This is a genomic window from Parabacteroides sp. Y3-G-102 (genome assembly GCF_023656845.1).
In the GTDB taxonomy this organism is placed as follows: Bacteria; Bacteroidota; Bacteroidia; order Bacteroidales; family Tannerellaceae; genus Parabacteroides; species Parabacteroides distasonis.
Genome location: NZ_JAMOKU010000002.1, coordinates 139023 through 151588, shown reverse-complemented (window position 1 = coordinate 151588; position 12566 = coordinate 139023). Strand labels below are relative to the sequence as shown.

The following is a 12566-nucleotide window of genomic DNA, read 5'->3' as shown; positions in this document are numbered from 1 at the left end:
CTGCAATGGATAACAAAACAAAATAATGCGTTGAATATGACAAAGAAAATATTTTTAATTCTGGCAGTGGCAGGTATGGGCTGTTCACTGCACATGAAAGCGGCTGTACCACCTGTGACAAAGGACACTGTACAGCTGGAGTCGTACACGGATGTCGAACAGAGGCTCCGGCCTATGGAGCCGACTTACCATAAGGGTGTATTCGTGACATCGCCTTGGAACGGAAATTGGTTTGTCAGTCTTCAAGGTGGTGCAAGTGCGTTCATTGGCAAACCGATTGGCTGTGCTGACCTTTTTGATCGGGTACGACCAACGGTTTCCGCATCGCTCGGCAAGTGGTTCACTCCGCAGATTGGAGCAAGAATCGGTTATGGAGGTTCGCAGTTCAAAGATTGCGGACTGGTCACAAATGACTACCATCACTTTCATGCTGACTTGATGTGGAATGTGCTTGGATGTCGGTATGGCAAGGTGGAGAATCCTCGTTGGGGAATCATTCCATTCATAGGATTGGGACTATTGCACAATCCGCAGAACGGACATAATCCGTTTGCCGTTTCATACGGAATACAGGGGCAATACCGTATCTGTAAACGGCTGTCTGCATTGTTGGAAATTGGCAATGTTTCCACATTCCAGGACTTTGACGGCTATGGTAGAACTAATCGTTTCGGAGATAATATGCTCTCCGTGTCAGCCGGCTTGTCGTTTACGATTGGAAAGGCTGGCTGGAAACGTGCCGTTGATGCGAGTCCTTACATCCGGCAGAACGAGTGGCTGATTGGTTACGCCACACAGCTATCGGAGAGTAATCGCAGATACACCGGACAACATGACAGGGCGATGAGAACGATAAACGAATTGAAGAAGATTCTGGAAATTGAGGGCTTGCTTGATAAATATAGCAGAATGTTTGATGACCGGGAGAGTTTGGGCAATGTCTATCCGGTAAACGATTACAGCGGACTGAACTCGCTCCGGGCAAGATTGAAAAACAGGCATTGGGATGGCAAGTCTCCATTGTCCAATGACGGTTTGTTCAGTAAGTCTGAATTTGCCAATGCCATACTTAATAATGACGGTAGCGTTGTAAACGACTTCTATGTCACAGGTGCCGATTCCCTGCTGTCTCCAGATATGAATAATGACAGCATTTCCATTTATAGCCATTCGGATTATCTCTCCTTTATAGGTTCCGGCAACGAGTGCATCGGTTCACCTGTTTATTTCTTCTTTGAGCTCGGCACGGCTCAACTGACCGATAAATCCCAGTTGGTCAATCTGGATGAACTGGCGCGTGTGGCAAAGAAATACGGATTATCCGTGACTGTTGCAGGTGCGGCCGACGCTGCCACTGGAACTGCCGATATAAACAATAAATTGAGCGCATCAAGAGCTGATTATATTGCCACGGAGTTACGCAGGCGCGGAGTGACTGTTGAAAATATAACAAAGGTCAGTCAAGGAGGTATTTCCAATTATGTACCCACTGAAGCTAACAGACATACCAAAGTTATGCTATATATGAAATAGGCAAGTGTAAGATTCTTTTTGTTCAAATTGATTAGTTGAATGTCAATTCACAAAGAAGAGCCTGCCCGTGACGGGTCGGCTCTTCTGCATTAGTTCGTCCAGCACGAACATACTCTAATGGGTGCAAGTCCCTAAACCGCCCTGATAGTGGGAAGGTTACAGCCAAAGGCAAGGGTGTCCGCCGCGAGGCGGAATCTGAAGGAAGCCGGCGGCAAACATCTGGTCTGACGGACAGAAACCCGATATGAGGCCTAGGGGTGAGGATAAGATTGCTAAGGAAATCGAAGTCCGATAACTATCCGAAATCGCCCAAGGTAAATCGGGCAGGCATAAGATGGAAAGAGTATGTCCATAACTGGAGAGGTCTCGCAGGCGAGCGAAAGCGAGCAGTAACAACGAACTGCGAGAAGTCAGCAGAGGTCATAGTACCTGCCTAATATCGACACGCAGGGAAGGGCCGAACTTTATCTGAAGTAAGTCTAATGAAGAAACTCTATGGAGGAAAGAAAGCAGAAAACGAATGGGAGCTGCCCACGGGAAGATAGGCTGGAAGCCGAAGTCATCGAGGGAGCGCAGACCTATATGGAGATAACTGAAGGCAGACTTGCGGAAGTGCAGATAGATGAGAAGCACCTGATGGAACTCATCCTTTCTCCCTATAATATGAACCGAGCATATAGGAAGGTAGTATCGAACGGCGGGAGCGGAGGTGTCGACTCGATGGAAGCAAAGGACTTGCTGCCATACTTGAAACTCCACAACGATGAACTCAGGAACTCCATCTTGAACGGGAAATATAAGCCTATGCCAGTGCGCAGGGTGGAAATCCCGAAAGACAATGGCAAGACGCGCAAACTGGGTATACCGACCCTGGTGGACCGCGTCATCCAACAAAGTATAGCGCAAGTACTTACGCCAATGTATGAGCCGCAGTTTAGCGAGGGAAGCTATGGCTTCCGACCGAACCGCAGTGCACAGGGAGCGTTGAGGCAAGCGCAGAAAATACTCGACGAAGGTTATGAATATGCCGTAGGCATAGACTTGGAACGATTCTTTGACACCGTAAACCAGAGTTACCTGATAGAATTGCTCTCACACACCATAAAGGACGGCAGGGTCATAAGCCTGATACATAAATACCTTTATGCAGGCGTGATGGTTAACGGAGTATATCAGCCGACAACGGAGGGAACGCCACAAGGCGGCCCGCTCAGTCCGCTGTTGAGCAACATTGTGCTCAACGAACTGGACAAGGAGCTGGAACGCCGCGGTCATCCGTTCGTGCGTTACGCAGATGACAGCTTGATCTTCTGCAAAAGCAAGAGGGGTGCGGAGCGCGTATGTGAAGGCCTGACCAAGTTCATCGAGAAGAAACTCCACCTGAAAGTAAACCTCGACAAGACGGAAGTCAGCTATGTCCGTGGGATGAAGTACCTAGGACATACCTTCTACAAGACTGGAGAGGGCTGAAGGTTGTGTGTCCATTCCAAGAGCCTGTTCAAACTGAAGGCGAAACTCAAGATGCTGACGGGCAGGAGCAACGGGATGGGATATGAACGCAGGAAGGTCGCGCTACACCAAGTCATACGCGGATGGGTGTCATACTTCAAATATGCAGATGCGAAAACATCGCTGATGAGCATTGACCAATGGCTTCGCAGACGGATACGTATGTGCATATGGAAAAGTTGGAAGAGACCTAAGACAAGGGTGAAGAATCTCATACGATGTGGCATCAAGCCATATTGGGCAAGAATCTATGGCAACAGCAGCAAGGGATATTGGGCAAATGCGGAAGGTATAATGCACCACGCTGCGTCCAACGATAAACTCCGCGTCGCAGGCTATCCTTGTCTGATGGACTACTATGTCAGATTGCACGTAAGATAAAGAACCGCCGTATGCGGAACCGCACGTACGGTGGTGTGAGAGGTCGGAAAACGAAAGTAGGAAGAAAACTACTTCGTTTTCCTCCTACTCGATTAAAAATCTCATTATAATAACTTTTGTATTTCGCTCCAATAGAAGAACGCTTCTGCATTCGTCTTCTTTAATTTATTCAATTTGGTTGAGAGTGGAGAGTGTATCGTTACGTTGACCAATAAATTCGCTTCGGACGGATTATAGTGCTTTATCTCATTTATGCCTTTACTGATAAGTTTGGCAAGATAAGCTGCCTTTGAAGCATTTGTAATAGCACTTTCCAAAGTATAGACTTCACTATGAATAAAGCCACGCACTTTTTTTATTCCATCTTGAATCAGGTCAAATTCCTCCTGACTGTCTTGCCCGCGCATTACTATACATTTGGCAGTATCATAAATGTCATCCAAAACTTTTTGAATTGCATCAGGATTCTCACCTCTGTATTGAAGTTCAACCATCGCAAATTTATTGAATGTTTCCGCTGTAACAGATAAGTCTCCAACTATGTCGAAAAGCGATGCAACGTCAAATAACTGTTTACAGATTTCCATTGAACAATTCTTTTCTCCTTTGAAAAATGGGATCCCAGTCGTGTGAGGAGCAAATGCAGTTAATTTATCGCCGAGCAGATCTTCTTTACTTGGCAACTTTACCATTACGGGATTTCCTTCTGTTTTTAACAAGCGGCTCTGAATAGGAAGTTCCACAACATTTGCATAATAAATTTCCTCGAATAATACATCCAACAGAATCTTGTCTTGACGTCCTCCTGCCGGATATGCCACCTGGTAAAAGAATTTGGCATGTTGTTTTGGAATATCGGTACGAGAGATACGTTCTACCAATTTAACCTCTCCAAAACCATATTCTTCGGAATACTTTTCCAGATAATCTTCAATCCTTGTTCCAGGAGGACAAATTATATCAATGTCGATTGAAAGTCGTTTGCCGGTATCAAGATGAAGCATTAAGGAAGACCCTCCCTTGAATAAAAAGGGACAACCGGATCGGGCTAATGCTTCCAACAATGAGAATGCACGGATTGTTTTTTCAACGAGGGCTATATCTTTTATCTTGTTGTCTTTGGCTACTTGTTCTATCCAAGATAATGTCCTGCTATCGGGATGTATCATATATTGATTGTATTGATAATTTGTTCAACTTTTTGTTTTCTGTTACGGCGTGCCGCATATCTCAACAGCCGTGGCATTTTGATTTCATAGTCCGAGAAGGCGTTTGAATATATAGTATATAATTCATTACCTTGAAGATGTTGTAGTTCCTTGTCGGATATGGCATCAACAAGCATTTTCTCTAATGTGGGAACGGGACAGCCATCAATAATATCTATTGGAGCCTCTTTGACAAGAGGACGAACAATAATCATATCACGATTTGTAATATATCGATCTGCATCTTCTTGCTTCGGATTCAAAAAAACGGGGATTGCAAATTCCATGTTTTGTAATGACATAAAAACGGATTCCATTGCCTCCCTTTCAACATCTACCAATGTGGTTCTTACCGCAGGTACATGTAACATCATAGAAGCGAATATAGATGGTTGCCATATACAATAATCTGTGAAAGGGAATTTTTCTTTTATATGTCTGTTGAGTGAAAGCATAAATTCGCTTGGCTTATACAAAAAATCATATTTCAAATCTTCATTTAATTTGTATTTCCCGTATGAAACTCTGATGATTTTGTTCTCTGCAAGCATCCTATTCAAAAGCACAACAAGAGAACCTTCTGATATGTTTTTCATACCAGAACGCACCGCATTCAGCAGGTCTTTTCGTGTGAATAGCCCGTTCTGTTTTCTGGCAATATCTATTATCTGATTTTCGGCAGTCATTATTGTTCTTTAATCATATTGCAAAGTTATAACTAGTTTGGCAAATATCAATGCGTATTGCCTATTTTGTTATACTTTCAATGAGAAAAAACATGGACTTTATAACAACTCTGTCAAATATCGAAGGAATTTGCCGGAGTTGTTATACTTTGTCCTATTTTACAGTTCCTACTATCTATCTGCCAATTATAGCAGTTTTACTTGTCATATATGATGAACTCCTCCGGCTCATCTTGCCGACTCTATTTTCCTTTGCAAAGGTACTGCGGCGAGGGAACGCCAAGTACCGTTCCACCGGTCGGCTCCACTAATGCCTTATGGACTTGACGACAGCTTTCCGCAATTTCCGGCAGGCGCAAATTGGGTATTTCATCAACTCCTCTGCCATTTACTTGTCTTATCCCTCTGTTTCCACAGTCTTCTGGTTGCACGTAAAATTCAGATCCCGACAAGAAAGCCGATAAAGGCTTCTAAATAAGGGAGAAGAAAAATCAAAATAAAAAGATTATGACAAATATGGAAACAAATTCAGATGAGAGAAAGATAATAGACAGAGTTTTACATCGTGATATGGTATTCAGGTACCAATTATTAGGTCGTTTACAAGCTGATTGCGAATACTACCTTGATTACGGCAATCGGAATATCAGACGCTTGTGGGCAGGCAATGTAAATCTGCAAATTAAGCTGATGGCTGAACTTTATAATAGTTTCAAGGAAGACGAAAAACCTCAATGGCTTACAATGGATGAAATCATTGCATACGGAAAAGCAATGGCAGAGGAAGAATAAAATTTGAGTATCAACGGGCTGAACCGGTATTTTGGTTCAGTCCGTCGTCATCGTTGCCCTCTTTGATGGCAATACCTGTTTTACCTCATTTAATATAACCTAAATGTCTGTTTAATACCCTTTTTATCCGGCAGAGAAATTTTCATTTCCTTTTCTATGGAATGCTTTCGACTTTTATATAAAATGAAATTCTATCGAATTATGAACTTCTCCGGCTCATCTTGCCGGCTCTATTTTCCTTTGCAAAGGTACTGCGGTGAGGGAATGCCAAGTACCGCTATGCAGGTCTGCTCGCTAATGGCTTGGTGGACTTGACAACAGCTTTCCGCAATTTCCGGCAGGCGTAAATTGGGTATTTCATCAATTCCTCTGCCATTTACTTGTCTTATCCCTCTGTTTCCACAGTCTCTTGGTTGCACGTAAAATTCAGATCCCGACAAGAAAGCCGATAAAGGCTTCAAAATGAGGGAAAAGAAAAAAAGACAAAAGTTCAACGATTAAAACAGACAGATTATGCACAGCAAGATTTTTCAAATCACGGAAACGAGGGTTGATAAGGATTACTATTTGAATGAGAATACCCTTGAACAAGGTGACGGACATTATTATGACTATTGCTCGGAGATAGACGAGGAAGAACGCAAATTCCATATTGCCAATCTGATAGAAAAGTCATTGCCCAAAGGGATGTTCACTCTTGTGGGAGAAAACACAATCCGATACAATGGCGGTGCGGACAAGTGGAAAAAGGAATTTGTTACAGCCATCCAAGAAAAGGCACAAGCCGTTACCGTTGAAAACTGCATGATGTGGATTGGGGCGGTGTACCAGCTTGAAAAATTTCTCAAAAATCCGCTTGACCTCGGTTATCAGTTCTATATGGATGAGTATGGTGTTAACGGCTATGCCGAGCAGTCTTACTCGTTTTTACAGACGGTCAGCCAGTTTGAGCCGGGAAAACTGCTTTACATAGGTGGAGTTATTGACTATCATTTCTAAACGCTATGAGGACAAGACGAATGACAAAGGAACAAGGGAAGCGGTACAATATCAGCCGATTTCCAAATTTTCACCACACAGGCAGTATCAAAGGAATGAAACGGATGTACTACGGAAACCAAGCACTTTTGGTAAGGTGCGGAGCGTACATATACAATGTTTCAAGTGAACCAAGTATCTATTATCAAGCAAAATAACAAACATCATGAAAGGAACAGAACATTTCAAGCAGGCAATTAAGGTATATTTGGACGAAAGAGCCAAGACTGATGAACTCTTTGCAGTGTCGTATGCCAAAGAGAACAAGAATTTGGACGATTGCGTGACATTCATACTCAACCAGGCAATGGCAATCTGTAAAGAGGGCGGTTGCGGTATGACCGATGACGAGGTTTATTCGCTTGGGGTACATTACTATGATGAAGATGATATAGAAGTGGGTAAGGCGGTCAACTGCGGAGTGATAGTCAACCATAGAGTAGAACTATCTCCTGAAGAACAAGCCGAAGCGAGGGAGAATGCACTCAAAGCCTACCAAAACGAGGAACTGCGTAAAATCCAACAGCGAAACAGCAAACCGAAACCGACCCCGAAAGCGGTCAGACAAGAACCCGAACAACCGACATTATTTGATTTAGGACTATGAGAGCGAAAACGAGATTACAGCATAAGGTAGTAACCGCCAACGGTCGGTTACTGCCACAGACAAAGAAACAGGAGTTATGGGCATTTCGTCAATGTATCAGCCATTACGCATACCGCACCAAAAACGGAGAAACGACCTGTATGGATTGCGGTTATCAATGGAACGAGAGTAACAAAAAGGTGTGCCGTTGCCCACATTGCGGTGCAAGACTGGAAATACTGGACACCAAGTGCAGGACATTTAAGGACAAAGCGTATTATTCCACACTTGCCACACAGGACGGTTTACAGGTACAGCGTGTATTTCTTATGAACGTAAACTTCCATAAAGGCAGGAAGGCGGAGTATTATTCTATGGAGATTGCACGCTATTGGGTGGATGATAACGGCAAGACGGAGATAACGGCATTGAAACGCACACTCGGACATTACGCGGACACTTTTGTTTTGGACGGCTGTCTGGAGTTACGGAGAGACAACTATGTGTATAGACGGATTGCCGACTGCAAGGTCTATCCATATTATTCTGCCACTCCAAAGTTAAGGCGCAACGGATTGCAAGGCTCATTGGCTGACATCGAACCGACACGGCTTATCGAAGCCTTGTTGACAGACAGCAGAGCCGAAACGATGTTCAAGGCAGGCAGGAAAACTGATTTGAACTACTTCCTGCAACATTCAATGTACTTTGATTTGTATTGGAACACTTACAAGATAGTCTTACGCAATGGCTATCATATAGCAGATATTTCTCTTTGGATAGATTACATCCGCTTACTTGAAAGGTGTGGCAAGGATATTCACAATGCCCATTATGTCTGTCCATTAGACTTGAAAGCCGAACACGACCGCTACCAAGAACGGGCAAGGATTATCCAAGAACGGGAGGAGCGAGAGGAACAAAGGAAAAAGGCAAAGGAGAACGAGGAGCGTTTTAGAGAGTTGAAAAGCAAATTCTTCGGACTGTCATTCACGGACGGACTGATTGTAGTCAGCGTGTTGGAGAGCGTGGATGATTATTACAAGGAGGGGAACGCCCTGCATCATTGTGTCGGGCAATGCGAATATTATCTCAAACCACAGTCGTTGGTATTTTCTGCACGGATTGACAACCAGCGTGTTGAAACCATTGAATTGAGCCTTGAAACATTCAAGGTATTGCAGTCAAGAGGGTTTTGCAATAAGGCTACGGAATACCACGACCGAATTATCCGGCTTGTTCAGAAGAACGCCCGGCAAATCCGTAAGCGAATGACCGCTTAATCTGTTCTTTCGTCAGCCACTTGTTATGATACACATTGTAGCAGGTGGCTACGGTAACTTGCTGATTACCGTAGCGATTTCTGTTATATAGGACTTAAATGCGAACTGTTATAATGTACTGCATATATATCCTTTTGTATAATGTCGGCAACAAATAAAAACTTTTGCCGAATTTATATCCTAAAACCTTTATAGGATAATCTCCCATTATAGTCATCGGAGGTTCTCCTTAGAGCCGGCCATCACGCCACTCGGCATTGTTTTATTGTGCAAAGGTACTATGGAGGTAGAATGCCAAGTACCGCTTGCGCTAACAATTCAGTGGACTTAACGACAGTTTTCCACGAATGTGCCATTAGTGGTATTTCATTAACTCCCTGGTTGTTTACTTGTCTTATCTCCCTTACCCCACAGTCTTTAACGCACATAAAACATATCCCGGTGGCGAAGTTTGACAGCTTCAAGCAAAGGGAAAAGAAAAAATGTTTAACATCAAAATTCATTAGAAATGGAGTACAACAATCAACTATCGGAGAACGACAAACGCTTTGCGGACGAGTTTTCAAACTATGTGAACGGAAAAATGGCTTCACCCCGAAAGGTAGGCAAGGCATTGGCAGATGACCACCGCTATTTGGTAAACGAGAAAGCCAAACTGATGTTCTACTTTATGGAGCAGTTGGCGGAGAACTGGCACAAGGGAAGATATGACCAGCGCAACGAGTGGGCGTGCCGTCTGGCAGCGGAAGCCATAGACCATTTGGCGGAGAACGACCTCTATCATTTGCCCGAAGAGTATTACGAAAACCATAAACAATAATAAGTATGGGAGCATTGCAAATCACTATTCCAAGATGGAACATAACAGAGATGAACGGTTACGAGCCGATAACTACCTTTTGGCAGGACTTCTCCATTGCTGACAAGTTCGGGAACAATGCCATAGCCGACACATACAGGCGAGCCAAGTCCGAATGGAAAGACAACTACAAGTATTGGACGGAACTTTGCCTTGTCCTCAATCACAAGATATGGCAGTGGCACGAGAGAGACAACCAAAGAGCCATTCTCTATGACAAACTGTGGAGGGAAGCGGATGCAATGACCGCTGAATGGTCGAACGAGGAACAGGAATATTATTTTGAGATAACGGATTAAATCAACCAGTGGGGAGATTGGAGAGGTCTCCCCACAAAAAACAATGAGTATGACTACCCAAGAACAGATACGGAAAGTAACGGACATTGCCCAAGAAAAAGGCTGGAGCATAAGCGTTGAAGACGAGAACAAGACAAGCATACAATTTGAGTTTCAACGCTATACCAAATACGGGCAGGACTTCAATTTCAATGCCGATATGCAGGATGAAGACATCAACACGCTTATTGCCGGTATGAAGCGATATTACGAGGACTTTGACCCGGGTTATGAAGCCTATTTATGGATTGGCGATGACGGACACGGCAGAAATGGCGCACCTTATCATATCAAGGATATTGTGTCGGATATGGAAGAAGCCGAAGAACAGATATACGAGTTGCTGCAAGCACTTGAAGTTGAATTTATCTAATGGCTACAACTATGACTTTATCGGACATTTTCTGTATTTGGTTTTTGAATTTATTTTAATTACTCAACTATTTTATCAGATGCTGTGAGTGTAATGGCTATTCCTGCATCGCACTCTGCATTTCTAAAGTCATCAGTTATATCCATAGCTTTCATGCTATTGGTTATTGTCCCAATTTTGAACCAAATCGGTATCTCCTTATTTAGCTCAATCGGTGTCTCCCGATCAATTTTTGTTCCGCCAATCCCCATGGATTCATCAAATTGAGTTTCCAAAGTTGGGAAACTGTACTTAACATGACCGCTCTCATCAATGGTATATAAATCACAGCTGGTTTCGGTTAGTCTAACGGCTATTCTCCCAGTCAGATGGTCAATATTTCCGACAGTCATTCCATCTTCAGCCCATTCACCATCACGATAACCCCAAACCGATATTGCATACGATTTTACAGTCTCATCAAAAGAAATATCAAAGAATTGAATTTCATCATCGAACAAATCGAGGACTTCCATCGTTTCATCTGATAATTCACTTGGCTTTATATACATTGTCGAGTGCTTATTTTGTGAACACGCACATAATGTAAAAATAAGCACTCCAACAAGTAATGCATATATAATTTTCTTCATCTCATGCCCTCCAAAATCAATATTTTCCAGTTCCAAACTTGCTGGCGGCGAACAGCATTTTATGCTGTTTGCGGACGGCAAATCCACAGGGGATAGCCGCTTTAGCGGCGCAAGGGGGTGTAGCCACCTTGACGGAACGAAGTGACGAAACATTCTCCGTCTGGCAGTTTCTTTCTGCTGACGGAGAATGAAGCTCCGCAGGACGCACGATACTCCCGACAGGAGAGTATAGAAGTGCGCCCTTTAGTTCCTAAAGGGATTTTATCAGTTCGGTAAACTTGAAGTTGACGATTACTTGTTAGTGAATCTGCCCAACTCTGCAAACAAAGCAGCAACAAATATACATTCAACCAAGATAAGCGTGAGTGCAATAAAAAGTTCAGAAAAAATACACCCTATAACAAGTGATAAAACAGGGATGATAATTGCGAATATCCGATAGCTTATCGACTTATATAACCACGAATATGGCAATAAATGTGCACCAAATACCATTGCATAGACCATTACCATTTTATCGGGTACAGCATTAAATACCCACATTACAATCAATAAATACAAAAACTGATTACAGGTAAATAGAAATCCTACATTACCGAGCGGATTGCTTTTATCAAAGATATCGACCTTTAATATTTTACCAATCGCCCAAGAAATCGGTAATAACGGGCATGAGCAACAAAATACAAGCAAATTCTCTGTATTTTGTGGCAAGTCCAACAATATTACAATTAGTATCAATAACCATATAATTATAGAAGCACATATAAACGGTAATCCTTTTTTCTGCTTAATTGCTATATTGCTTCTTAATTCATCCAAGCACATATTCTTTCCTCCAAACTAGATATTCCGGCGGATAGTCGGCCACCGATTCCGGTGATACTCGGCCTCCTGAGTTAGATTTGCAAAGATATCATATTTCGCAAATGGAAAATCCGATTGCAACAAACCGTAAACCTCCTTCACTTCCTCTATCGGTTGGGGTGAGAAGACCTGCTTCATCACTTTGGCATACGTTCCCCTCCCTGTTCTGACCAGTACATTTTCATTCACGAGCTTGAACAGATACCAGGACAAAGAGGATTTTTTGATGCCTGTCTTCTCTTGTAGATAAGCAAACAAATCTCCTAAACTAAAGTCACGATGAACTTCAGCATAGTCAAGTATGAATGTCGTCGTCTCGTTGCTCATGTGATTATTATTCCTTTCTTCGACTTCAAAGATAACAAATTTTCGGCACTAATTCAGAATAGTGCCGATATTTTGCGGCCAATTAACATGAAAATCACTCTCTTTTTTGTGTAAGTAGGACTTATCGGTGGGACTAAACCAATTCAGCCGCAGA

General features: G+C 43.0%; 13 protein-coding genes and 2 pseudogenes. 10 read left to right on the top strand and 5 right to left on the bottom strand.

Annotated features, from left to right (window positions below):
- Nucleotides 1-36: 36 nt before the first annotated feature.
- Both NBH16_RS01880 and ltrA read left to right on the top strand, forming a co-directional pair.
- Entirely contained in the window at nt 37-1533 is a 1497-nt protein-coding gene (locus NBH16_RS01880) for an OmpA family protein (protein WP_250788012.1), read from the top strand.
- Nucleotides 1534-2028: 495 nt separating this feature from the next.
- A pseudogene (gene ltrA / locus NBH16_RS01875) lies at nt 2029-3423 on the top strand (group II intron reverse transcriptase/maturase).
- Nucleotides 3424-3527: 104 nt separating this feature from the next.
- Here ltrA and NBH16_RS01870 read toward each other — a convergent pair.
- Nucleotides 3528-4592 carry a nucleotidyl transferase AbiEii/AbiGii toxin family protein gene (locus tag NBH16_RS01870; protein ID WP_151927826.1) on the bottom strand — a complete coding sequence of 355 codons (1065 nt, stop codon included), beginning with the start codon at nt 4590-4592 and terminating at the stop codon, nt 3528-3530.
- Complete coding sequence (locus NBH16_RS01865) at nt 4589-5317, bottom strand: type IV toxin-antitoxin system AbiEi family antitoxin domain-containing protein (protein WP_151927827.1); 729 nt, start codon at nt 5315-5317, stop codon at nt 4589-4591. Before NBH16_RS01865 ends, NBH16_RS01870 begins: the two co-directional genes overlap by 4 nt.
- 507 nt (nt 5318-5824) lie before the next feature.
- Between NBH16_RS01865 and NBH16_RS01860 the strand changes: the two genes are divergently transcribed.
- The 8 genes from NBH16_RS01860 to NBH16_RS01825 all read left to right on the top strand — a co-directional run bounded on the left by NBH16_RS01860 (nt 5825) and on the right by NBH16_RS01825 (nt 10586).
- A complete protein-coding gene (locus NBH16_RS01860) occupies nt 5825-6109 on the top strand; it encodes an LPD11 domain-containing protein (protein ID WP_151927828.1) in 285 nt (94 codons plus the stop codon).
- Nucleotides 6110-6622: 513 nt separating this feature from the next.
- The gene (locus NBH16_RS01855) at nt 6623-7108 is read left to right on the top strand and encodes a hypothetical protein (RefSeq protein ID WP_151927829.1); all 486 of its coding nucleotides are present in this window, start codon (nt 6623-6625) and stop codon (nt 7106-7108) included.
- Nucleotides 7109-7113: 5 nt separating this feature from the next.
- Nucleotides 7114-7305, top strand: coding sequence for a hypothetical protein (locus NBH16_RS01850; protein ID WP_149941803.1), 192 nt, complete (start codon nt 7114-7116; stop codon nt 7303-7305).
- Between the two features lie 8 nt (nt 7306-7313).
- Nucleotides 7314-7754, top strand: coding sequence for a PcfK-like family protein (locus NBH16_RS01845; RefSeq protein ID WP_151927830.1), 441 nt, complete (start codon nt 7314-7316; stop codon nt 7752-7754).
- Nucleotides 7751-9016, top strand: a complete 1266-nt coding sequence (locus NBH16_RS01840) for a PcfJ domain-containing protein (RefSeq protein ID WP_151927831.1) — start codon at nt 7751-7753, stop codon at nt 9014-9016. Before NBH16_RS01845 ends, NBH16_RS01840 begins: the two co-directional genes overlap by 4 nt.
- A gap of 508 nt (nt 9017-9524) precedes the next feature.
- Nucleotides 9525-9836: a hypothetical protein gene (locus tag NBH16_RS01835; RefSeq protein WP_007850547.1), complete on the top strand. Its 312-nt coding sequence runs from the start codon at nt 9525-9527 to the stop codon at nt 9834-9836.
- Nucleotides 9837-9841: 5 nt separating this feature from the next.
- Nucleotides 9842-10174: a hypothetical protein gene (locus NBH16_RS01830; protein ID WP_122204321.1), complete on the top strand. Its 333-nt coding sequence runs from the start codon at nt 9842-9844 to the stop codon at nt 10172-10174.
- 49 nt (nt 10175-10223) lie between these two features.
- Nucleotides 10224-10586 carry a hypothetical protein gene (locus tag NBH16_RS01825; RefSeq protein WP_151927832.1) on the top strand — a complete coding sequence of 121 codons (363 nt, stop codon included), beginning with the start codon at nt 10224-10226 and terminating at the stop codon, nt 10584-10586.
- Between the two features lie 59 nt (nt 10587-10645).
- On the opposite strand, the gene NBH16_RS01820 is transcribed toward NBH16_RS01825, so the two are convergent.
- The 3 genes and pseudogenes from NBH16_RS01820 to NBH16_RS01810 form a co-directional block, all read right to left on the bottom strand.
- Nucleotides 10646-11254, bottom strand: coding sequence for a hypothetical protein (locus NBH16_RS01820; protein ID WP_250788010.1), 609 nt, complete (start codon nt 11252-11254; stop codon nt 10646-10648).
- A 255-nt stretch (nt 11255-11509) separates the two neighbouring features.
- Nucleotides 11510-12040, bottom strand: coding sequence for a DUF7010 family protein (locus NBH16_RS01815; protein WP_205126827.1), 531 nt, complete (start codon nt 12038-12040; stop codon nt 11510-11512).
- Between the two features lie 87 nt (nt 12041-12127).
- A pseudogene (locus NBH16_RS01810) lies at nt 12128-12412 on the bottom strand (DUF6577 family protein); the annotation flags it as partial.
- Nucleotides 12413-12566: the final 154 nt, after the last annotated feature.